We start from the raw sequence: 21,319 nt of genomic DNA, 5'->3' as shown, positions 1-21,319 counted from the left end.
ACCATGTTTAAACTGTGTTTAAATTTAACTGTGCGTGTTTAAACGGTTTTAATGCAAGGCAATGTAGCCACAAAAATTAATAGAGTATTTAAAATAGCTTACAGGCGTTAATAAGTTTTAGCGTTTACAAAGAGCAACGGGTAAAAACAGAGCGCTTATAAACCTTTACATATAAAAACGGGGTAGTTAATTTAACCAGTAGGATTAAAAACAAAAAAGGAAACCTAAGTATGGAAAGCATATTCCCTGAGTCAAACAAAACAAAACCTAGTGAACGTACTCCACAAGGTATGATCAAATACCATCGATTACAAAAGTGGTGGTTAGAAAAATTAACTGCATCAGAGCGTCAACGCATACGTAATCAATATTCACCTATGAGTGGCAGCAATATTGATAAAGGCAATTACACTCATTCATCAAGCAGCACAGTGAAGTTTTTAAAAGAAGTGGGAGGGTGGTTTATAGCCAAAGAAGGAGATAGGCCATTAGCCCTAAAAATACTTAAAGAAGCTGAGTCCAATATTCACTTATCAACCTCAGTAGTAGACCAGCATTTTTTATATGGCCGAATGATGGAGCTGTACTACAAAGGCAGAGAAGAAGAAGGTTACTACGAGTTAGCAAAACAGTATGCGTTAAAACAAATTGATATTGCTGCTGCCACAGTAAAACAAATGGAACGTGATCACTTAAGCTTTATTGCTATTAGCTCTAAAAAATATAAATCAATGCAGCACTTAACAATCGAAAACACGCCATTCCACATCCCTAGCCATACGGGTTATTCACAACTTGCCATGATCTACAAAAATGAAAAGAATTGGGATGATGTCATTGCTTTATGCGAACAAGCGATAAATGAAGGGTGGTGTGGTGATTGGGAAGAACACGTTGATGAAGCATTGAGGCAGAAGCTTAAACAAAAAGCCCCTAACTAGGGGCTTTTTCATTTCTGGCCTGAATCGGCTTTGGCTGCAATATCACTGGGAACTGTGCAATAACTTTAGTTCCTTTCCTACCCGAAGTACGCTTAATCGGCTGCTTGTACTCTTTCGCAATGCTATCCATAACATAGTAACCAAGGCCAAAATTCACGGAGCGAGTAAGTATTGATAAGCCTTTGCCATTATCTATTACTTGCAACATTAATTTGTTACCCACTTTATTTAGGTGCACAGTGATCTTAGTTGCACTAGCATGTTTAAATACGTTCTCAACAGCATGATATAACACCGCGTAAATATCACATTGCAACTGTTTAGTAAGAGCCTCTTTTCCTATCGTTACATTAAATTCAGGCTCAATTCCATCTCTAGATAAACATTTAACGTGCAGCATATCAATTGCTGTAGCCAAGTCGTTATGGCCAAGGCTAGCATGACTATTTGCAATAGGGTTTAAAATGTCATGTGCTTTTTTTAGTTTAACTAACCCTTCACACACCATAGTTTCATTCCCACCACATAAATCAATGCCGTTTGCTAAGTTAATAGCAGCAACACTTAAGCCTTCACGTTGTAATTGTGTTTGGTGTGATTTAAATACACGATGGAAGCTCTGCAGCCAAAAGAAAACAAAGCCTGCAGCACATATAATCAAACCTACTGCTACAAAAGCATAAAACCACATCGCACTATTAGAACTATACCAAGGGCCTTTAACAGCAAAATGAAACGATAATGGCTTACTCCAAACAGCTCCATCCACTTTACTTCTATACTCAAGTTTATAATTATCAGGATTGAGTTTATTCAATTGAATTAATGGGGTAGGGATATCATGCCATTGACTGTTATTTAAACGGTATTGGTAGTTGATATGATTGCTCAATGTATAATTATAGTTAGTCAAAGCAATATCAAGCCAGCCTGAGTTATTAACTTTCAATGTTTCAGGGTTGAGGTAAGTTTTCTCACTTGTTTTAATATAACTAATTTTACCGTTTGGCACTTGCCCCTGTTTATTTCGTTCGACCTTAATTACGCCTCGGTTACTGGCAGCTGTAATTTTATCACTGATACCTAAAATGCTGTTTGGTGTAAATGAATACTGCCCAGTGCCACTTAACAGTGTTGTATAACTATCATTAGAGCTGTATTTGTGAATCCCATGATTTGTAGATAAGTAAAGTTCTTGGCTTAATGAATGCAATTCATTTATGTATAAAGGGCTAACAATAGATTCCCATTTATTGTTAACTTTTCGGAACAAGCCATTGCCGTATGTTGCTGCATATAAAGTATTTCCGAGCAATTGAACATCAGCAATTGGAGCATGTTTTTCTAGTTCTAAAGTCGCTTCATTTCGCTGATTAAACGATACTAGTCCTTTTTCGTTAGCCACATAAAGAGTACCTAGGAGTTTTTTGACTGACCATACAATATTATTTGGTAGAAATTTATTAATATGCCCAGAGTCTAATTGCTCTAAGTCTAAATTAAATATTTGAACACCATCATCATTAGTAGACAAATATAAACGTTGATCAATTATGTTTAGATTTATGACATAGCCAGAATAAAACTGTTCAACTTCATTGTTCCTCAAATCGATTGCATATGCCCCCAGATTTGTTGTGATATAGACTTTGTTACCAGTTTGATTAATAGCTGTAATAGAAAAATTATGTTCAGAAATTTTTTTATTCAAATCGGTTAAAGGCTCGTAATCACCATTTTCATATTTATAAAGGCCATCATCTGTCCCTAACCATGTTGTATCGTTGACAGGAGCTATAACATTGTAAATAGACTCTATTTCAAGACGATCTAATTTTACTTTCGAAGAAACAACTTCAAAACGACTAACATCCAATGTCCAAAGGTTTTGCTCATCATCAACAAATAGATCTTTATAGGCTTGCGGTCTAGGATTAATACCTTTTCTTAAAACTGAAAGCTGAGTAATTTCAGCTTGGTTTATAGAACCATGGTCAACATAATATAAGAAGTAAGGAGGCGAGAAACGTAAATGCTTAGCACTGGTAATATCCTCATTTATTATTTTCAGATCATTTAAATAAGAGTATGAAACCATTTTATTATTTAAGAAGTAAATAACACCGTATGGCGTTGCAACCAACTCACCCTTACTAACATTAGAGTTATCAATTAAACGTGAACTTCCTTCATTAATAACATAAACCCCATCGTTGGCCATTACATAACCATGGTTTGCAGAAGCTGAAACATCAAACATTTTAAGTTTCTTACTCAATGGTTTAGTTGTTTCTAACGTATCAAGGTTTAATAGTGTTAGCTCTTCTTTGCCCAACATAAACAAATGCGTATTACTAACAGATAATTTTGTAGCGGCGATATCGCTTAATTGCGTTGCTTTAAGTAATTTCAAATCGAACTTCCAAACATCTTGGTCATTATATGCAATATATAAATAGCCAGGAGATTGAAATATTACATCATTTGTCCAGCGTCTAGGTAGTGATGAGATAGTCGATAGATTTAGATAATGGTTTCCATCAAAACGATAAACGCCATCATGAGAAGAGAAATATATGTTCTTATTATTATCTTGAGCTGCTGCATTCAAATGCTGCATGTTAAACGCAAAACAATTAAAAGTACTCAAAAAAATACAGAGCAAAAATAGTAACTTATTCATATGGCGTCCATCCTATATTTAACCAACAGGTGTTGGTTTTACACTTTTCCTAGTGAATTAATTGCTGACCTGTTGGAACGTGATCTCGAGATCCGCATACCCCCATAATCATGGGCTCAGGAGCGTGATCACCTTCGCCCGTTAACATTTGCACCCTGTTATTTAACATTTTTTTATCACCTTTTGATATAGTACTTTTATACCAATTTTCGGTACCTTCAGGTGGAGGGGTAATAACTAGAAATGTTGGTTTACGTGGATCATTCTCTGATGTTTTAGTATTCCATGTATCTAATACTCGCTGCCCTGCGGCTGGACCGTAAATATTAGAAAATGCATTGGCGAGCAAATATGCACCAGCTTCGCTTGTTACAATCATGGCAGTTTTTGCAAAGTCACTTCCACAATCAAAGCTCATATCTACATTTAATGTTGAGTTATCTGGAAGGAGGATATCCGCATTCATATACTGAATGACAGCACGATCTTTAAGTGGCTCTAATGCACTTACAGTAGAGGTCGAAAGTGCTAAACACGTTAAGCACAACGTTAATGATTTTTTTAACATAGTAAATTTCCATTCTTTAGGCCATATACAACGCACCCTCTGCAATAGTTTTAACAAATACTTCATTCATATTATGCTCAAAAGCTTTTCGAATAAGCATCGGTCTTAACTTCTTGCAAATTTTAAGTTCACGTTCTGCAGGCAAGTTTTTAGTAAAAAGTAACTCCTCTAAAACTTTATCAACCAATGCATTTGCTGCCAATAAATCATCAACAACGAGTGTAGGTTGACTATCTTTCGAGGATACGTGATCGATTACAGCAGAATTAACAACATTTAAAGCAAATACTTTATCTAAAGAGATCCCCCGTTTTATACAAGTACTAACAATAGCACTATACGGAAGAGTGTTCTTTTTTCTCGCAGTAGATACACCTGAGTGAGATAAACCCAATTCAAGTGAAAGTGCTCTATCACTTTTAACTTCAAGTATTTCACTTAAACGTTCAAAAACGCTGAAATCAATATCAACAATAGTAGTGTCAAACATATCGGTCAGTCAATGCCTTTTTTATATTACATTTATTTTGGATAATTAAGTTGACGTCCTATTAATTTGTCACTAAAGTAAAAAACGTACTTATGACATATAAATTAGACACAACAATTTTACATAGGATTAATTTAGCATGACTTCCAAAAAAATGACATTTGCAGAAATCAAGAAAACCCTTAAAGAACGCGACGTAACGTTTACTGATATAGCTAAAGCATTGGAATTAACGCCATCACATGTACGTAATGTAGCTTTTGGTTCTGCCAAATCAAAACCAGTTGCGGAAGCAATATCACTTTCTATAGGCGTAACATTAGAATCCGCCTTTGGTGATGAATACTTAACTACCTCAAAGCGCGGACCTAAAGACCGTACAGAGCGTAAGCAAGCTATTTACACTGCGTTACGAAATCAACAACCAGTTCCCGCACCACAAAGCATGGCGTAATGACGTTAGTTATAACAGGTTAATTAGCAGGGAATATTTACTATGAACTATTCAAATCAAATAAAAAGTCTATTGCATGATGATGTACCTCCAGAGTGCGACGTGTACCATAAGTTTTGTCAAACGGTAAATGTGTGTATGCGCAAAAGCGGTTTTTCTCGCGCACAACTGGCAGACCGAATGAACTACGCTGCCACAGATAATAGTGATGTTGATCAAGTAAAATTAAACAAATGGTTTGCACCCAGCCAACCGCAACAAATGCCAATTCATTTATTGCCAGCACTATGTTGGGCACTTCAAACAATTGAGCCAGCCTCTACTTTGTTAGCTCCTTTATTATTTTTGCCCGTAGATAAACGAGCGCAAATGCTACAAAAACATGCTGAGCTTGAAATGGAAATTGAAGCAAAAAGACAAAGCCAGCAATCTATTTTAAGTCAGCTAACTGTTAGCGACCCACAAGATTCTCAATTCCAAGTCTCTGATTTTCTAACTGAATAAATAAGGCCAAAACAATGACTATCAAAGACCAAGAACCGTCTGAAATTCAGGTTTTTAGTGCCGAAGAGCAACAGCAGCTTAGTGCCAAAATCGAAAAGATGGCAGGGCACATACAACTTGTAATGCCAGATTCTGTTGACGAAGCATGGCAACTGGTTGTGCGTATGGAAGAGCAGGCGCTTGTAGATACCGCAAAACGCGGGCTGCTTTACTTAAGTATTAAATCACATCTTCAATACGGCGAATTCGATAAAAAGCTAAATGAATTTGGCATTCCTCGCCGTAATGCATTTAACGCAATGGCAGTATCTAAAATGTTTTTAGCGCTGCCAGATTCAAAAGTGCAGACGTCTGCACTTTTAAACATGAACAAAAGCAAGTTAATTGAAATGGCGCGTTTACCAGTTGAAACCGTTGAATCGTTAGATGACGACGACCTAGACACACTCAATGACTTATCAGTGCGTGAGTTCCGTAAAGAAATCCGCAAACTAAAAGACAAGCACATCGAGCTTGAAGACCAAACGGCCACGCTTATAAACGCCCTAGAGACCGAACGCTTAACTAAAGCCCCTAAGCAAATGTACGAGCTGCCCATGCTGGTTGCACAGGTTCGCCGTGAGTCGTTTGCTCATAACGCGGTTATTAACCAATCCCTTGAGCAGTTTATTGCCATGACCGAGCAGCTCTGTAACACACGCGACCTTGACCTAAACCACCGCATAGGCGCAGCGCAAACAACGTGGCATTTATGGCTAGGCGTACAGCAACGCATTACCCACATGCTCAATCGTTTAAGTGGCGAGTTTGGCCCCGAGCATTTAGCCGGCGCTGAGTGCATACCGCAATTTGCCGAAGACGAATGGCAAGACGCCCAAGCCAACCGTGAATACATGCTAGCCATGTTCAACGACCGTTTTAGCACTAATTCTAATAAAAAGTAGGAGAGAGCAATGCATCCTGCAGTTCAAAAATACAATAAGTTACCAAGCACAGGTAACGAGCTAAGTTGGCAAAATGCCAGCGAAACAGCCCGTAAAAAAGCCCAGAGTAAGGCCGTGTTAGTACGCCATTTACTGATTCAAGAATGTGGCTTACAAAAAGCGTTTGATGTGCTGGTAAAAGCATACCGTGCAAATACGGCGCTGGGCACAATAACAACGGCTATTGATGCGTTAGGTAAGTTACCAGGGCGCGCAACTATTTATAACTGGTGCAATGCCTATAAAGACAACGGTATTAATGGCCTATTACCTAACCACAAAGGTAAAACACAAACTAAGTATAGCTGGCTTGCACGTAGCCTTGAGCTTTACCACAGCCCAAACAGCCCCAGTTTTGCGCAAGTGGCAGATCAGCTAAACAAAGAAGGCTACAAGGCAGAGCATCATCAAGTACGCCGTTTTATAAATGCACTCCCGCATGAGCTAGGCCCACAAAGCCCGTATCGCATGGGTGCAAAACTGTACCGTGAAAAACATAAAGATCATTTGCTGCGCTCAACCGACAACTTAAAGCCTGGCGTTATGTATAACGGCGATGGCCACACGCTCGACGTATACCTGGCTCACCCAAAAACGGGTAAGCCTTACCGCGCCGAGCTAACCGCGTTTCAAGATGTTGCAAGCCGCTGCATTGTAGGCTGGGAATTAGGCTACGCCGAAAGCACACTCGACACCCTAGCAGCCATAAGCCGCGCTATTAAAGTGCATAACAATGTGCCCGCCATGTTTTACCTAGATAACGGTTCAGGCTACAAAAACAAACTCATGAACGACGACACCACCGGCTTTTATGCGCAGTTTGAAATAGACGTTATTTTTGCCATACCAGGTAATGCACGGGTTAAGTGGATAGAGCGGTTCTTTTTACACATGGAAGACCGCGTTGGTAAACGCTTTAGCACGTATTGCGGGCGCGACCATGACGATCGCCACAAACAGCTAGTACTTAAAGAAGCCAAGCAAGGCAAAAAAGCGTTACCCACAGTAGACGAGTGGATAGCCGAATTTAAAGCCTTTTTAAACGATTATCACAATAGCGCACACCCAGAGGTTAAGGGCAAAACCCGCCAACAAGTATGGGACGAAAACATAGAGCGCGTACCACCAGTCGAGGGTGATTTTGTCATGTTACCGCGCGAAACCGTCAACATTCGCCGTGGCCGCTTTCGCTTGCATCAACGTGACTACAGTGCCGACTTTTTACACCAGTACAACGGCCAAGAACTCATTGCCGCCTACGACCTACACGACGACAGCTACACCAAGCTTTATAAGCTAAACGGGGAGTTTTTAATGTTCGCTAACTTAAAAGCTAAATCGCATGCCGTGCCATCGTCGCGTATTGAGCAAGCCGAAAGTGCGCGCCGCACTGGTCGCTTAAAACGCATTGACACCAAGCGCCGCGAAATTCAAGCCCAAGAAAATGACGAACGCATAGTTGATCTTGATTCAATCACTAAGTTTGCAGCCCCGATCACGGCAATAGCCGAACAAAAAAGCACAGTAAATATTTTTGATTTTGATGTATCGCCAGCACGGCCACAGCACGAAATCGACCTAGACGAATTATTAGACCAACCCAAATTACGTAAGGAACAAACCTATGAGCTATAGCCAACCACACCCATACACATCCGAGCAAACCCTGCGTGTTGAGCTGATTAACCAAGAGCTTAGTACCACAGGCATGACCGCCGAGGAGCTAAACTGTGGCTTTGCATTGCAGTCAGTTAAAGAGGTACTGGCAAACAAATGTACCATCAACCCTGAAAAGGTCATTGCCAAAATGTGGCATCAGTTATTTGGTGAAGCAGCCATCACTGAGGTTGAAAAGCGCAACGGCTTTAATAAGTCATACAATAGGGCTGATCGCGAGCTAGCAGCGCGTATTTGCCTGCGCCTGCAATCACCACAAATACGCGAGCAAAACATTACTAGCGCCAGTATTGCGGTAAGTATGGGTAAAAGCCCTGCATCTATCAGCCAATTAATTAATGGTAAGTACAACGCCAAACCCACTAAACACTTGCATGACATTTGGGCACTTATTCGCCCTGCAGACATTGACCAAGGCAAGCCAAGTGACGAATGTAAGCAAATAAATATTGTGTACGGCGATGTGCGTTTTATTCCTACCAGCACATCAAAACTTATTGCCATGGCATGTGACCAAGCGCGCCAGCGTAAGCGCTTTACGGTGTTTGCAGGCCAAGCGGGCTTAGGCAAAACCAAGGGTATAACCGAGTATTGCCGCCATAACAAAGAGGCTATTTTAATTGCAGGTAGTGAGCAAACCAGCAGCACCCAAGTACTTGAGCAATTAACCACAGCACTGGGCTTATCGCGTTGTACGAGTGCCTATAAAAACATGCAAAAAATTATATTGGCGCTGCGCGACACAGACCGCTTCATTATTTTAGACGAAGCCGACAAGTGCAAACCAAACTCACTCGATCCACTGCGTACTATTAGCGACCAAGCCATTGTAGGTGTAACGCTGGTTGGCAATATTCAACTCGTAGACAAACTGCAAACCCAAGAACGCTACGAACTCATAGCAAGCCGCGTGTGCTTTTGGCCTAAACCTATCGGCCAAATAACGGTTGAAGACATTCGCACCCTGTTTTTAGAGCTAACCGAAGGCACAGTAAAACTCGCCCAAGACGATGCAAAGTGGTGGCAATGGCTGCACAAACGCGTTGAGGGTAACGCACGCGAGCTGGTTGAAAACCTACTCCCGCATTTGCTTAACCACACAAATAAAAACCCAGACACCGCCGTAGACAAGCTGTTAGTCAATGGCATTTTTTCATCAGTACTTAATAAACCAGCGGTTTAAACGCTGTTTAAACACATTTTAAATAAGGATTTAATCATGGCATTTTCAATTAATTTAAACACCCAGCGCTTTACCGCACGTTTAGCAATAAACGACACCATAAGCACACAACACATGCTGGCTGTACTTGCCGATAAAGAAGGTTCAGGCGAGTTTATCGACAGCTGCAACGGTAATATCAAAGCCGCATTTTCAATGCTAATAGCTGAAAAGCTGTTTACCATTCAGCACGTTTTAGGCGTTAAATCGGCTGAGCAATTGGCTATTCGCTTTAATAACTTACACCCAAAACTAGCGCGTGTTTATACACAAGGCGTTAGCGATTGGGGTATTAAAGTCATCAATTTACAACCCGCCATTGCGTTTGAGTTTATACCCATGGAGCAAAGCGCATGAGCAACTTAATTCAACAAATCAAAATTGCACAAAAGGCGGCGGGTATTGAGCAAGACACTCACCAACTTAATGTGGCCTACGTTAGCAACCAGCGCACCAACACTTGCACGGGGTTAACCAAGCTTGAGCAACAGCAGCTGCTAACGCGTTACCGCTCAATGAACCCAAACGCAGGTAAAAAGCAGTTACCGCCACAGCTAAAAATGATTTACAGCCTGTGGGGGCAATTAAGCCGTGCAGGCGCAGTAAACATTGACTCAAAACAAGCTTGCGACACGTTTTGTGAAAAGCACTTACAAGGTAAAAAGCTAAGCCAAAGCGCCCAGCAATGGCCGCACATTATCGAAGTACTTAAACAGTGGCTTATACGCCATAAAACAAAGCAGGGGGCGTAAATGGCAAATTACGAAGAGTATCAAAACTTTACCATTAACCCGCGTAAGCCAGCTTATACCGAGGAAGTACGCTATCGCCCAGTTAAAGCAGCAGAACGCGAAAAGTGCCGCATTCGCCGTGACGTAGAGGCATACCAAGAGCAGCGCCGACTAGACAGCGAAAACGGCTTAGATTATTTATTTGAGGAGCAATCATGAGCGAATCAACCATAGATTTACGGGCATTACCCCATGGCCTGCGCCGCATAGTTAAGCACTTAGGGGTTGAAAAAACCATTGCGGTACTCACCGAGCAACAAGGGCAGATGTTTTATATCCCTGAAAAGCCAACCGAGGATCACGAAGTAGTAAAGGTATTTGGCAAAGCCCTAGTGCAAGAGCTTATAAACGCCAATGTAGGATCAAGCTACCAAATACCCATGCTACACAAAGTGCTTATGCAAATTCGTAATCAACAAATTTGCCAAGCCCTGGACGCTAAAAGCAGCAACATTCAGCAGCTGGTTAAACAATTTAAGATCACCCGTCAGCAAGTAAGCAGTATTTACAGTGCATACCAAGACGAACAGGCGCACGAAACACAATTAAATTTAAGTTTGTAGGGGGCAATATGGAGCTTTTAAAAGACATTAAAGCTGAATGCCAGGCATTTTTTAAAGCCGCATCACTTAGAAACAAAGCAGTTATTAATTACCAATGCCCAGCATGCCAGCACACGTTAAAAACGTTACGCCCTCCAGAGGGTGAGATATATAACGATCACACTGTGTGCATTCATTGCTGGTTTGAATTTATCCGCATTACCGATGGTGTTGAGGTAAGAATTCAAACCATCCCCAAGCATGCAAAGTAATAACTTTGTACTGCTCACTGCATTGCAACTTAGCGGCGGCAAAAAGCCAAAGCGATGGCAGTACGAATACGGTCTAAATCTATTGGCCCGTTACATCAACCAACGAAAAGTTATGGGGTTAGATGTAGCGGGTTTGATGGATGAGTATAGGGAGGCATATAAAGTCTTGATAAGTTATAGGAGTTGACATAGTTTGTATTAAATTAAAAAGGAACTTCATATGCAAGACTACGCAACTCAGATAAATGATTTATTCAACGATGACTCATACCCACCCATGATTATATTTACTGGTAAATGGGGCATTGGTAAAACTTACTATGTTGAAAATTTTTTGACTACTGAACTCAAAAATAAATTCGAATATAAAATCACATATCTATCGGTACTAGGTATTACATCACTAGATGACTTTAAAGATTTATTAATAGCAAAAAGATATTTAGAAGAAAAGCATGATGCAAAAGCGGTAACCCATCTAACACATTTACTTGCTACAGCAGAGAAAGTGACTGGTGGCTCTAGTATCATTAGTAACGTTATTAAAGGCTCTGCAGGTGCTGTAAAACACTATATGCTAAAAAATATTTCTGATGAATTATTTATTATTGATGATATTGAGCGTATCGAATGCTCTTCTTTAAAAAAGCATATTATTGGAGAATGTTTAACACTTACACAAAGCAAAAATAAATTTATATTCGTTACTGATGAACAAGAACTCGACCTTAAAAAATCCTTTACTGAAAAAACATTCTCTGAAACCATAATTTATGATCCTAGTAGCACTGATTTATACCTTATTCTAAAGTCAAAATTAAACAAATTAATCAATTCACAAGCTGATATAGAAACGTTTATAAATATGTACAATCTTTATAACTTACGCATTCTAAATCGAACATTAAAGAGACTTGATAAACTTTTAGAATACTTGAGTGACAAGAATAATGAGGTGAACTTAGATTTGGTAAAAACAATGCTTCTGAGAGATGGTTTGTTGATTTCTAAAAAGTATTACATCGACAATATGAAAATACCTGAAATGCTTGATATTACCGATGAAAAGGAGAAATTAAATTTACGTTTAAGGCAATCCCTTCAATTGAATGAGAACTTTGTTAAATTTATTGTAGGTAAAAATATAGAGCTAACTGATGTTTTGAATTTACATGAACTTCCAAAGCATAATTCACCGCTTGATAGCTTACTATATAATAACATATCAAGATTAAGTGCTGACGAGTTCAGCAAAGGTTTAAGGGAAATTGAAAAGTACATTTTACTTACACATTCAGTTGAAGTTAGTAAGTTTTTCCAATGCTTATATTACTATGATTATCTTGTAAAAAATATGTACATACCTGAGAACGATAAAATTACATTCGAGAAAGCAAAATCGTTAGCTGATAAAAAACAATTTTATTCATCTCGCGGTTACGTGAACTTAAATATTGCAGATAGTCCATATGCAGAAATAGCAGAACGATATTTAAAAGATATACAAAAAAAACAAGTTAAGAGTGAATATGACGAGTTATTCAAATCATTAAAGTCCTCTTTTCAAGAATCACAACTTTATGATAATGCCAATTATCAAATGACACCAATCCTGCAAGAGTTGAATATCGAGCAATGGGAGGAATGCATCAAAAATTGGAACCATAGCGATATAGAGTTTTTTTGTGAATACCTTTATCAAAGGTATAAGTTTGTCAGCGCTGATTCTTACCTTTCCAACGAAAGTGATATTTTGAATGAACTGTATGTATTTGTTTCAGAGTATGGTGAAGGAAAGACTCCATCACTAACTAAAGGTGCTTTACGCTCATTAGGAAAAACAATCCAAAACTCATTGAAAGCACTAAAAAAGTAATCTCTTTATTTATGGCTTGCAGCGTCAAGCCTTTTTATTCTAAGCTAATAGACAGCCTCTCTCACCCAGCCGCAAACAACTTTACAGCGGAATCCCCCCCTCTAAATTGATTTACTACCAGCATGACAAATACAGTGCATGCGCCATTTATTGAGTTTTTAGCTCAACAAATTATTAAGGCCAGTTCTAAAGCCGAGCAAATTGCAATATCTCGCCGTTGCCCGTTAAAAGACCTGCCCGCATTGCGTACCTGCGTTAAAGCGCTGCTAAACCCAGCTAATAACAAACCTGTGCGCAGTACCCGCTTACCTGCCTGTTACGTCCTAACAAAACAACGTTTAACCACAATGAGGACTCAGCAGCATGGCGCTTAAAAGAAAAGTGGTGGTACCAACTGCCCCAAGCTTTACATTTCAAGAATTAGTACCAAAAGCCACGTTTGAACTATTTAAAAATTCGCCCTTATTTTTAATCAACCTATTTGATGAACGCGCATTGCGTATGCTGCAAAAGCTACGCGACACGTTTGGCCCATGCACTGTAAATAGCTGGTACTGGGGCGGCGCTAATCAATACCGTGGCTATCGCCCACTTGATTGTAATGTTGGCGCAAAACGCAGCCAGCATAAGCTAGGTAAAGCGTTTGATTGCAGCTTTGAAAATTACACCGCTCAGCAAGTACGTGATTACGTATTAGCCCACCCGCAAGAATTCCCCTACATCACCGCCATTGAAGGGCAAGTGAATTGGTTTCACTTTGATGTACGCACGCCTACATGGACGGGCATTAAAGTATTTAACCCGTAAGGACCACCCATGAATCAAGAACAAGAAAACTTATTATTTCAAGCCATAGGTGAAATACAGGGCAGTCAGGCGGCTATTTTAAATGACTTAAAAGACATTAAAGCCGACATTCATCAAAGCATCGAAAAGAGCGAAGCGCGTCAAAAAGAAATAACCGACGGCTTAAGGCTTGAAATTAAAGCGAGTGAAAAACGCCAAACTTCAGCAGTTGAAAAACAAGAACTCCGCTTAGCTAAAGTTGAAGAAAAACTGACTAACCAACGCATTAAAGTGGCTGCTATGGGCGGTACAGCAGGTTTAGCCGTGTCGCTAGTTGCGTATGCTGTAAAAAATGGGTTGATGAACTAATGGCGCACCCTGCAGAAAAGAAAAACGCTGTACGCCACAGCTATGTAAACGAGCTGCTAGCGTTAAGTGTTGCCGCCATTAAACACAGCGTGGCCGACGGCACAGCACGCCGCTGGAAAATGGAAGCCAAAGACAACGGCGACGATTGGGATCTATCCCGTGCAGCAAGCCGCCGTAGCGAAGGCACAGCAGGGGAGTTTACCACCGACTTTATTGAAGAGTTCACCATTCAAGTAAACGAAACCTTTGAGCTGTTAAAATCAGCCGAGGGCGCAGCGTTGCCACTTGACCAGCGTACCAAAATACTGAGTTCTCTCACCGATATGATGAGCAAAGTAATGAAGGTATCAGGCGGTAATAAAAAGCTTGAAAAGCGCACCATTGCCGCTGAAGTAGTAAAAATTCTTGCTAAGTTTGTATCAACCAAATACCCCGAATTTGCCCCTGAGTTTGTTGAAATACTTACCGCGTTTGGTCCTAAACTCGATCAGGAGTTAGAAGACTAATGGCCGATATGAATTCACGCGAGTTTTTAGCTGAAATAGAGCAAATTACCGGCTCACTACGCCGCGATATAGAAGCCAAAGAGCGCAATATAGATCCAAGCCCCGCAGCGATTAAAGAACGCCGCAAACGCGTTCTTGGCGGCGACTTCGAGTTTTTTGTGTATACGTATTTCCCGCATCATATGTGGCTTGACGACGATCAAACAGCCTCAGAGTTCCAACGCTATTTTATGAACTGGTTCCCCGAAGCCCTCAAGCTTAAAAACGGTTGGAAAAACTGGTTTGTTGCCCCGCGTGGCGAGGGTAAAAGTACCCTAGGTGTAAAAATTGCCCCTGTGTATGTGGCGGTGTTAGCACTGTTACAAGACCCTGACGTATGCCAGGAACTGGGCTTACAGAAGATAAAACAATTTATCGATTTTGTGATCTTGTTTGGCGCTGAAACTAAAATGCCAACCAAAACATTAGAGGTCGTTAAAACTGAGCTGCTTAACAATAATAACCTCGCGTTAGACTTTCCCGAAGTATGCACTTCATCACCCGTGTGGAAGTTAGGCGAATTTGTAACAGCACAAGGCGTACGCTTTGAAAGCCGTGGGGCTGAGCAATCAGTACGCGGTACATTCCACGGTGCCAGCCGCCCTAAATTACTGCTATCGGATGACATTATTACCGATGCCGAGGCTAAATCACCCACAGAACGCGATAACCGTTGGCGCTTCCTAGAAGCCGCCGTGCAATACCTTGGCCCACCGGATGGCACCGTAAAATTCTTAGGTGTAAACACTGTTTTAAATAACGATGATCCAATAAGCCGAGCCGAAGAAGCACCAGGGCACATTGTTCATCGCTTTAAAGCCATTAAACAAATGCCTGAACGCATGGACTTATGGGAGCAATGCCGCGATCTAATGGTGCATGACGACAAACGCTTTGAAAAACGCGCCGCCGCCAAAGGCGAAGCCGTATCAACCGAGGCTAAACCGTCATTTAAGTTTTGGTTAAAAAACAAAAAGCAAATGCTTAAAGCCGCCAAAACCAGCTGGCCAAGTGTGCGCACGCTGTACGATTTAATGTGTATGTGGGCAGCTAATAAGCGCGAGTTTAACCGCGAAATGCAAGGCATAGCCAAAAGCGACGAAGAAGCCATATTTTATCAGTTTGATTTTTGGGTTGATCGCCTAAGCGATTGGGTGCCGTATGGTGCGTGTGACCCAAGCATGGGCAAAACCGAAAAAGCCGATCCCAGCGCAATATTAGTGGGTTTTCATTCTAAAGATTTACAAAAACTACACGTTGAATACGAAAGCCGCAAAGTACGTGGTACCAGCCGCTTGCTTAATGACTTAATACGCGCCCAAAAAGAATATAACTGCCGTGTGTGGGGGTTTGAAAATAATAACGCCTTTGATTTTATGCGCAGCCAGTTTATTAAAACAGGGTTAGAGCAAGGCATTGCACTGCCTTTACGTGGCGTTACCGCAACCATTTCAGCCGAGGAACGCATAGGATCACTTGAAACCTACGTAACCAATACCCCCGCACAAATTGCCTTTCATTCACGGTGTCGTTTACTGCTCGACGAGCTTGAAAACTGGCCAGAAAAACAAACAGCTCATCACTACGATTTAAGCTGTGCACTCGCTATTTTATGGATGATAGCCAGCACCGGTGCAGGCGGTATACCGCGTGTAAGTAGCCGCAAAGTCACTAAACAAATAAGGGGCTATCATGTATAGCAAGCCACGCATTAAATCTACAGCATACGCTGCGCTTAACCGTATGTTTGACCAAAACCGGATAGATCCAAACCTTACGTCGCTTATCACTGAGCTACCAAACCCTGATCCAATCCTGCGCCGCGCGGGTAAAAACACCGCTATTTATGAAGAAATAGCCCGCGATGCCCATGTAATTGGTGAATTACGCTCACTACGTAGCGGTTTATTTAGCTTTAATACCGAGCTTGTGCCAGGCGGTGACGATGCAGCTAGTTTAAAAAGCTATGAACTCGCCAGAGCGTTTTTTGCTAAAAAACCATGCCCACATACCGAATGGGCCGACATGGATTGGCACAACTATAGCGCTATTTTAAACGGGTTTAGTGTCACCCATTTAGGCAAGTACATTAAACAGGATGGTCATTGGCAACCTGACTATGTAGAGACCTGGCGCAACAGCCGCTTTGCATTTAATAGTGATCACGAACTGCTGGTAAAAACCAGCGAAAACCCACAAGGCGAGCTAGTCGATCAACGCCGTTGGTCGTGCGTTCGCCACATGCCAAGCGCCGAAAATCCCTATGGTATTGCATTATTAAGTAGCTGCTTTTGGCCATGGACGTTTAAGCACGGCGGCTTTAAGTTTTTTGTACAGCTGTGCGAGCGCTTTGGTATTCCGTTCCCTGTGGGTAAATATCCTGTTGGATCACAAGATAAAGACATCAATAATTTACTCGATGGCTTAGCTAAATTAGTGCAAGACGGCATTGCAGCCATACCTGATGATACGACAATTGAGATCATCGAAAGTAAACTCTCTGGTGAGCCAGTACCTGAGCGGCTCGTTAACTTTTGTAATGCAGAAATAAGTAAAGCACTAACAAGTCAAACCCTAGCAACGGAGCAAAAAAATGGCGGTGCACGCGCGGCCAGTGAAACCCATGCAAAACGTGCGGGCGATAATCAACGCTCAGACAGGGCGCTTGTCGCTTCTTTTCGTAATCAAGTTTTAAACGCGTTACACACAGTAAATTTTGATGGTGGCGAGCCGCCTAAATTCATCTTTAAAGACAAACGTGAGATCAACACAGACACCGTAACCCGTGTGCGTGAGTCTGCCCGCATTGTGCCTGTTGGTGTTGATTGGGCGTATACCGAACTCGGTATTCCTAAGCCTAAAGATGGCGAAGAACTGCTAGATGTACCCGACGAAGGCCACGGTATTGCCACTGCTGCAAAAACCGAGTTTGCCAAAAAATCAGCTGGTAGCGTCGAACTTACCGATGAGTTTGACCTGTTTGATCACGCAACAGACGACACCATTAAAAAGCTTTTTCATTTTGCTCAGGCCGCTAAAGACCTGGACGAACTTAAACAAAAAATCACCTCAGAATTTCCTGATATTTCAGACTCAGCACTGGCAAACGTTGCCCAAACGGCAATGGAGTATGAGTTTATGGCAGGCATGAACGAGGCTAATTCTAAAACTGTGGAGATAGACGATGAATAACGTTCCTGACGGATATTTAAAAGACGGCAAAGGCAATTTAGTGGCTATTGTAAACATCAAACAAACCGATTTGATCAAAGATGAGTTTGTTAAAAAAGCCATTGATAAAGCCGTTGAAATGCAACAAACACTGGCTGAATTTAAGCAAGATTTAATGGCCGAAGCAGACGATTTTATTGAGCTATTAGCCCAAGAGCATGGCGTTAACTTAGGCGGTAAAAAAGGCAATGTGACACTACGCACCTTTGACAGCCAATTAAAAGTAACCCTGCAAACCCAAGAACGTATTGAGTTAGGCCCTGAACTAGCGCTCGCTAAACAGTTAATAGATCAATGTCTGGACGAATGGACTGAGGGCGGTAATCAAAACATTAAAGCCATTGTAAGCAAAACGTTCAATACCGATAAGCAAGGATCACTTAATCCACAACGCATTTTAGCCCTGCGTAAACTCGAAATTTCAGACGATTCAGGCAAGTGGACTAAAGCCATGAATATTATTGCTGAGTCTGTTGGCGTGGTTGATTCTTGCCGTTTTATTCGCTTTTACAAGCAAGATGATAAAGGTATAGAGCAACCAATTTCACTCGATATTGCAAAGCTGTAGTGGGGCGCTTATGGCCATCACAAAAGAGCAATGGATAGAGCTAGAAAAACACTTAGCTGGTTACTTTGGCTCAGCCATTTTCAAATTCGGAGAGTTTGAAATAACCGTGACACGCGGACGTGTATCTGAGTCGAAAACCAGTTTAGTTGTGTATGTCGACGATGTAATTAAAGGCGATTGGTACTCTAAAGATAACGAACGCCCTGCGTGTATTCCTGATGTTTGGCGCAAACGAACCCGCGCCAAATACACAGCCAAATCAATTAAAGAAGCTGAAAAAGTGTGGGGTAAACGCCGTGCAAAAAAAGAAATGCCAGAGCTTTACGAAAAAACTGAATACCACACATGCGACTTTACAACCGCTAAAAGCCTCGTTCGTCAGTATAAAAAACTGGATGGTTTAGAGCTTATTAAAATTGGTGGTAAAACTTACAACAACTATATAAAGGTATAATTATGGAACCGGTAACAATAGCACTTGCGCTTGCAAAACTAACAGGTTTAGACACTAAAATAGGTAAGTGGATAGGGGGCGACAATGGCGCTAAAGTAGCGTCTAAAATCGTCGATATAACACAAACTTTAACAAATACGGCTTCGCCTGATGAGGCATTAAACAGCCTTAAAAGCTCAGAATCATTAAAAAATGAGTTAAGAACAACCCTCTTAAATCGTGAAAAAGAGCTTGATGATTTAGCGTTTAAAAACACCCAAAGCGCACGCAATATGCAGATAAAAGCGCTCAATCAAGATGATAAATTCTCTAAACGTTTCATCTATTATTATGCGTGGTTTTGGTCATTTTCTACGGTTATTTACATCGGATGCATTACATTTTTAACCATTCCAGAGACCGCAACACGTTTTGCAGACACCATTTTAGGCTTTATTTTAGGCACTGTAGTGGCCTCAATATTGAATTTTTTCTTCGGAAATAGCCGCGATAATTCGCGTAGAAACGAAATTCAAGACATTCAACAGTCGCTAAAAGAGCATTAATATGGCATTACCAGCTCCACAATATGGCGACCTTGTTAAATTTAAGGAAGCCATTTCTCATTTTAAAGACAAAATTAAGCTTACAAGTGAATCATATAAAGACTTACAGGGCTTAATTCATGCCAAAGCGTTTACTGTTGCAGGCGCAACACAACTAACAATTCTCAATGATTTTTATAAAGCCGTTGATGCTGCAATTAGTGACGGCGAGACAATATCGGACTTTAGAAAACGCTTTGACAAAATAGTTGATGATCATGGCTGGTCATACAATGGTAAACGAGGCTGGCGTTCAAAAGTCATTTATCAAAATAATAAAAACACCGCGCGAGCAGCTGGCCGTTGGCAACAACAAGAACGGATCAAACAGCGCAGGCCTTATTTATTATATTTAACTGCTGGCGATAGTCGCGTTAGACCTGAACATGGCAAGTGGAATTACATTTTATTACCAGTCGATCATCCGTTTTGGGATACGCATTATCCACCAAATGGTTATAACTGCAGGTGTAAGGTGGTATCACTTAATGCGCGAGATATTGCACGCATGGGTTTATCAGTTAGCAAACCTGAAAAAGTTAATAAATTTATGGAGTCATTCAAAGTTGTAGATTCATCAACAGGTGAAGAACTTAATAAATTGCCAGGCATAGATTTAGGCTGGGATTATAATCCGGGCAAAGCATGGTTAGGTGCAGATATAGCAGCAGGAAAATCAGTTATAAATTTATCAACGGACTTACAAAAATTAGCAATCCCACAATTTAACGAAGCCGTTTTGAAATCTCAGCAGTACTATATAAAGCAGGTAAATTTACACGCAGCAAAGTTAGCGCTTAAAAAATCCAGAGCTGATGGCCAGCAATTTACGCTAGGGCACTTGCCTGCAAATTTATTAAATGAATTGTCACGTAAAAACGCACCTATATATAGTAGCGCCGTTACAGTTGGCAGCACTCAAATTGAAAAACTTTTAGCGGGTCAACTTAGTCTTGAACAAATACATGATCTAATGAACGCAGTTCAAAAACCAAATACGTTTGCTTATATAGGCAACCAAATAAAATTATCATATCAAGGCTACATGGTCACAATTGAACTAGGACCACAGTTTAATACGATTATATTTGCCGAAAAGGTTTAAATAACCACGTTTTGAAGATTTAAAGAGCGTTTAAATGGTGTTTAAACTCCGTTTTAAGCATGTTAACGCTCAAAATATCCCGTTTAAAACGCCAAATAAGCAGGAATAAGTGGTTTTATGGCGTTTAAACTTGGTTTTAAGCACGTTAACAATCAAAAAATATCTAGTTTTAAACGTAAAATGAGCAGGAATAAGCGGGTTTTGGGTCATTTTGAACGGGTTTGTCTAAAAACAAGCGTAATTCAAAGTTAAGGATTTACACGCCAAAATCAGTACAAACCCAGTAACGGCGAGGGTTTCCGCAAGGCAAGGGCGAAAATATCCATATCTTTATTATTCTACAAACGAACAACCCCTTACAATGGGTCATCATCAGTAATATCCTGTAAATTCCTTTATTTAACATAATATAAATTATAGGGTATTAATAATTTGGTGATTACCTCCTGTAAACTAATGCATTATCTAGTGATATGTCCAATACTAGGCGGTATCGGACATTTAATGTATTTTAAATAACATCAACTCAATAGTTATAATATTAGTTGAACTAAAAATTATTTATTAGTTACTGTTATTATTCTAGACCATAAGTTCACACTTCTGTTTACTATAATCACTTAAATAGGACTGATTTATAATTAGTCCTATTTCATTAAAGTTACTTTATTAGC

General features: G+C 40.6%; 25 protein-coding genes. 22 read left to right on the top strand and 3 right to left on the bottom strand.

Features of this window, described 5'->3' with window-relative positions; all coding sequences use genetic code 11:
* The first annotated feature begins 230 nt into the window (after positions 1-230).
* A complete protein-coding gene (locus ADS77_RS07000) occupies positions 231-941 on the top strand; it encodes a hypothetical protein (protein WP_054453619.1) in 711 nt (236 codons plus the stop codon).
* Here the strand turns inward: ADS77_RS07000 and ADS77_RS06995 are convergent.
* The 3 genes from ADS77_RS06995 to ADS77_RS06985 are packed head-to-tail and all read right to left on the bottom strand — an operon-like array spanning position 934 to position 4,682.
* A complete protein-coding gene (locus ADS77_RS06995) occupies positions 934-3,624 on the bottom strand; it encodes an ATP-binding protein (protein ID WP_054453618.1) in 2,691 nt (896 codons plus the stop codon). The two genes, ADS77_RS07000 and ADS77_RS06995, sit on opposite strands and share 8 nt — an antisense overlap.
* A gap of 49 nt (positions 3,625-3,673) precedes the next feature.
* On the bottom strand, positions 3,674-4,192 hold the full coding sequence (locus ADS77_RS06990; RefSeq protein ID WP_054453616.1) for a hypothetical protein: 519 nt from the start codon (positions 4,190-4,192) through the stop codon (positions 3,674-3,676).
* A 16-nt stretch (positions 4,193-4,208) separates the two neighbouring features.
* Positions 4,209-4,682, bottom strand: a complete 474-nt coding sequence (locus tag ADS77_RS06985) for a helix-turn-helix domain-containing protein (RefSeq protein ID WP_054453615.1) — start codon at positions 4,680-4,682, stop codon at positions 4,209-4,211.
* Positions 4,683-4,821: 139 nt separating this feature from the next.
* On the opposite strand from ADS77_RS06985, the gene ADS77_RS06980 reads away from it, so the two are divergent.
* The 21 genes from ADS77_RS06980 to ADS77_RS06875 all read left to right on the top strand — a co-directional run bounded on the left by ADS77_RS06980 (position 4,822) and on the right by ADS77_RS06875 (position 20,645).
* Positions 4,822-5,136 (top strand): hypothetical protein, encoded by a 315-nt coding sequence (locus tag ADS77_RS06980; protein ID WP_054453613.1) that lies wholly within the window; start codon positions 4,822-4,824, stop codon positions 5,134-5,136.
* Between the two features lie 42 nt (positions 5,137-5,178).
* A complete protein-coding gene (locus ADS77_RS06975; protein WP_054453611.1) occupies positions 5,179-5,640 on the top strand; it encodes a hypothetical protein in 462 nt (153 codons plus the stop codon).
* Between the two features lie 14 nt (positions 5,641-5,654).
* On the top strand, positions 5,655-6,584 hold the full coding sequence (locus ADS77_RS06970; RefSeq protein ID WP_054453609.1) for a hypothetical protein: 930 nt from the start codon (positions 5,655-5,657) through the stop codon (positions 6,582-6,584).
* 9 nt (positions 6,585-6,593) lie between these two features.
* The gene (locus ADS77_RS06965; RefSeq protein WP_054453608.1) at positions 6,594-8,258 is read left to right on the top strand and encodes a Mu transposase C-terminal domain-containing protein; all 1,665 of its coding nucleotides are present in this window, start codon (positions 6,594-6,596) and stop codon (positions 8,256-8,258) included.
* Entirely contained in the window at positions 8,248-9,483 is a 1,236-nt protein-coding gene (locus ADS77_RS06960; protein ID WP_054453607.1) for an AAA family ATPase, read from the top strand. Before ADS77_RS06965 ends, ADS77_RS06960 begins: the two co-directional genes overlap by 11 nt.
* A gap of 36 nt (positions 9,484-9,519) precedes the next feature.
* Positions 9,520-9,879 carry a hypothetical protein gene (locus ADS77_RS06955; RefSeq protein ID WP_054453605.1) on the top strand — a complete coding sequence of 120 codons (360 nt, stop codon included), beginning with the start codon at positions 9,520-9,522 and terminating at the stop codon, positions 9,877-9,879.
* Positions 9,876-10,274, top strand: coding sequence for a phage protein GemA/Gp16 family protein (locus tag ADS77_RS06950; RefSeq protein ID WP_054453604.1), 399 nt, complete (start codon positions 9,876-9,878; stop codon positions 10,272-10,274). The genes ADS77_RS06955 and ADS77_RS06950 overlap by 4 nt, the downstream gene beginning before the upstream one ends.
* On the top strand, positions 10,275-10,472 hold the full coding sequence (locus tag ADS77_RS06945; RefSeq protein ID WP_054453603.1) for a hypothetical protein: 198 nt from the start codon (positions 10,275-10,277) through the stop codon (positions 10,470-10,472).
* Positions 10,469-10,876, top strand: a complete 408-nt coding sequence (locus tag ADS77_RS06940) for a Mor transcription activator family protein (RefSeq protein WP_054453601.1) — start codon at positions 10,469-10,471, stop codon at positions 10,874-10,876. Before ADS77_RS06945 ends, ADS77_RS06940 begins: the two co-directional genes overlap by 4 nt.
* 8 nt (positions 10,877-10,884) lie before the next feature.
* Positions 10,885-11,127 (top strand): hypothetical protein, encoded by a 243-nt coding sequence (locus ADS77_RS06935; RefSeq protein ID WP_054453600.1) that lies wholly within the window; start codon positions 10,885-10,887, stop codon positions 11,125-11,127.
* 220 nt (positions 11,128-11,347) lie between these two features.
* On the top strand, positions 11,348-13,003 hold the full coding sequence (locus tag ADS77_RS06925; protein ID WP_054453597.1) for a hypothetical protein: 1,656 nt from the start codon (positions 11,348-11,350) through the stop codon (positions 13,001-13,003).
* Between the two features lie 122 nt (positions 13,004-13,125).
* Complete coding sequence (locus ADS77_RS06920; RefSeq protein WP_054453596.1) at positions 13,126-13,377, top strand: hypothetical protein; 252 nt, start codon at positions 13,126-13,128, stop codon at positions 13,375-13,377.
* On the top strand, positions 13,367-13,810 hold the full coding sequence (locus ADS77_RS06915) for a D-Ala-D-Ala carboxypeptidase family metallohydrolase (RefSeq protein WP_054453594.1): 444 nt from the start codon (positions 13,367-13,369) through the stop codon (positions 13,808-13,810). The genes ADS77_RS06920 and ADS77_RS06915 overlap by 11 nt, the downstream gene beginning before the upstream one ends.
* Positions 13,811-13,819: 9 nt before the next feature.
* Positions 13,820-14,158: a hypothetical protein gene (locus tag ADS77_RS06910; protein WP_054453593.1), complete on the top strand. Its 339-nt coding sequence runs from the start codon at positions 13,820-13,822 to the stop codon at positions 14,156-14,158.
* The gene (locus ADS77_RS06905) at positions 14,158-14,664 is read left to right on the top strand and encodes a DUF1804 family protein (protein ID WP_054453590.1); all 507 of its coding nucleotides are present in this window, start codon (positions 14,158-14,160) and stop codon (positions 14,662-14,664) included. Before ADS77_RS06910 ends, ADS77_RS06905 begins: the two co-directional genes overlap by 1 nt.
* Positions 14,664-16,403, top strand: coding sequence for a hypothetical protein (locus ADS77_RS06900; RefSeq protein WP_054453585.1), 1,740 nt, complete (start codon positions 14,664-14,666; stop codon positions 16,401-16,403). The genes ADS77_RS06905 and ADS77_RS06900 overlap by 1 nt, the downstream gene beginning before the upstream one ends.
* Entirely contained in the window at positions 16,396-17,895 is a 1,500-nt protein-coding gene (locus tag ADS77_RS06895) for a DUF935 family protein (RefSeq protein ID WP_054453584.1), read from the top strand. Before ADS77_RS06900 ends, ADS77_RS06895 begins: the two co-directional genes overlap by 8 nt.
* Positions 17,888-18,502 carry a DUF3164 family protein gene (locus tag ADS77_RS06890; protein WP_054453583.1) on the top strand — a complete coding sequence of 205 codons (615 nt, stop codon included), beginning with the start codon at positions 17,888-17,890 and terminating at the stop codon, positions 18,500-18,502. The genes ADS77_RS06895 and ADS77_RS06890 overlap by 8 nt, the downstream gene beginning before the upstream one ends.
* 10 nt (positions 18,503-18,512) lie before the next feature.
* Positions 18,513-18,956, top strand: a complete 444-nt coding sequence (locus ADS77_RS06885) for a hypothetical protein (RefSeq protein ID WP_054453582.1) — start codon at positions 18,513-18,515, stop codon at positions 18,954-18,956.
* 2 nt (positions 18,957-18,958) lie between these two features.
* Complete coding sequence (locus ADS77_RS06880) at positions 18,959-19,501, top strand: hypothetical protein (RefSeq protein WP_054453581.1); 543 nt, start codon at positions 18,959-18,961, stop codon at positions 19,499-19,501.
* Position 19,502: 1 nt separating this feature from the next.
* The gene (locus ADS77_RS06875) at positions 19,503-20,645 is read left to right on the top strand and encodes a phage minor head protein (RefSeq protein ID WP_054453579.1); all 1,143 of its coding nucleotides are present in this window, start codon (positions 19,503-19,505) and stop codon (positions 20,643-20,645) included.
* Positions 20,646-21,319: the final 674 nt, after the last annotated feature.

This window comes from Pseudoalteromonas porphyrae (assembly GCF_001298125.1).
Lineage (GTDB): Bacteria > Pseudomonadota > Gammaproteobacteria > Enterobacterales > Alteromonadaceae > Pseudoalteromonas > Pseudoalteromonas neustonica.
The sequence above is the reverse complement of the archived record's forward strand: the minus strand, read 5'-3'. Positions and strand labels throughout refer to the sequence as shown.

Excerpts from the sequence above, each read along its gene's own strand:
- ADS77_RS06980 (WP_054453613.1), top strand. The coding sequence starts at position 4,822 with ATGACTTCCAAAAAAATGACATTTGCAGAAATCAAGAAAACCCTTAAA.
- ADS77_RS06880 (WP_054453581.1), top strand. The coding sequence starts at position 18,959 with ATGGAACCGGTAACAATAGCACTTGCGCTTGCAAAACTAACAGGTTTA.
- ADS77_RS06915 (WP_054453594.1), top strand. The coding sequence starts at position 13,367 with ATGGCGCTTAAAAGAAAAGTGGTGGTACCAACTGCCCCAAGCTTTACA.
- ADS77_RS06940 (WP_054453601.1), top strand. The coding sequence starts at position 10,469 with ATGAGCGAATCAACCATAGATTTACGGGCATTACCCCATGGCCTGCGC.
- ADS77_RS06965 (WP_054453608.1), top strand. The coding sequence starts at position 6,594 with ATGCATCCTGCAGTTCAAAAATACAATAAGTTACCAAGCACAGGTAAC.
- ADS77_RS06920 (WP_054453596.1), top strand. The coding sequence starts at position 13,126 with ATGACAAATACAGTGCATGCGCCATTTATTGAGTTTTTAGCTCAACAA.
- ADS77_RS06970 (WP_054453609.1), top strand. The coding sequence starts at position 5,655 with ATGACTATCAAAGACCAAGAACCGTCTGAAATTCAGGTTTTTAGTGCC.
- ADS77_RS06885 (WP_054453582.1), top strand. The coding sequence starts at position 18,513 with ATGGCCATCACAAAAGAGCAATGGATAGAGCTAGAAAAACACTTAGCT.
- ADS77_RS06975 (WP_054453611.1), top strand. The coding sequence starts at position 5,179 with ATGAACTATTCAAATCAAATAAAAAGTCTATTGCATGATGATGTACCT.
- ADS77_RS06955 (WP_054453605.1), top strand. The coding sequence starts at position 9,520 with ATGGCATTTTCAATTAATTTAAACACCCAGCGCTTTACCGCACGTTTA.
- ADS77_RS07000 (WP_054453619.1), top strand. The coding sequence starts at position 231 with ATGGAAAGCATATTCCCTGAGTCAAACAAAACAAAACCTAGTGAACGT.
- ADS77_RS06945 (WP_054453603.1), top strand. The coding sequence starts at position 10,275 with ATGGCAAATTACGAAGAGTATCAAAACTTTACCATTAACCCGCGTAAG.
- ADS77_RS06910 (WP_054453593.1), top strand. The coding sequence starts at position 13,820 with ATGAATCAAGAACAAGAAAACTTATTATTTCAAGCCATAGGTGAAATA.
- ADS77_RS06925 (WP_054453597.1), top strand. The coding sequence starts at position 11,348 with ATGCAAGACTACGCAACTCAGATAAATGATTTATTCAACGATGACTCA.
- ADS77_RS06990 (WP_054453616.1), bottom strand. The coding sequence starts at position 4,192 with ATGTTAAAAAAATCATTAACGTTGTGCTTAACGTGTTTAGCACTTTCG.
- ADS77_RS06875 (WP_054453579.1), top strand. The coding sequence starts at position 19,503 with ATGGCATTACCAGCTCCACAATATGGCGACCTTGTTAAATTTAAGGAA.
- ADS77_RS06895 (WP_054453584.1), top strand. The coding sequence starts at position 16,396 with ATGTATAGCAAGCCACGCATTAAATCTACAGCATACGCTGCGCTTAAC.
- ADS77_RS06995 (WP_054453618.1), bottom strand. The coding sequence starts at position 3,624 with ATGAATAAGTTACTATTTTTGCTCTGTATTTTTTTGAGTACTTTTAAT.
- ADS77_RS06950 (WP_054453604.1), top strand. The coding sequence starts at position 9,876 with ATGAGCAACTTAATTCAACAAATCAAAATTGCACAAAAGGCGGCGGGT.
- ADS77_RS06890 (WP_054453583.1), top strand. The coding sequence starts at position 17,888 with ATGAATAACGTTCCTGACGGATATTTAAAAGACGGCAAAGGCAATTTA.
- ADS77_RS06935 (WP_054453600.1), top strand. The coding sequence starts at position 10,885 with ATGGAGCTTTTAAAAGACATTAAAGCTGAATGCCAGGCATTTTTTAAA.
- ADS77_RS06960 (WP_054453607.1), top strand. The coding sequence starts at position 8,248 with ATGAGCTATAGCCAACCACACCCATACACATCCGAGCAAACCCTGCGT.
- ADS77_RS06905 (WP_054453590.1), top strand. The coding sequence starts at position 14,158 with ATGGCGCACCCTGCAGAAAAGAAAAACGCTGTACGCCACAGCTATGTA.
- ADS77_RS06900 (WP_054453585.1), top strand. The coding sequence starts at position 14,664 with ATGGCCGATATGAATTCACGCGAGTTTTTAGCTGAAATAGAGCAAATT.
- ADS77_RS06985 (WP_054453615.1), bottom strand. The coding sequence starts at position 4,682 with ATGTTTGACACTACTATTGTTGATATTGATTTCAGCGTTTTTGAACGT.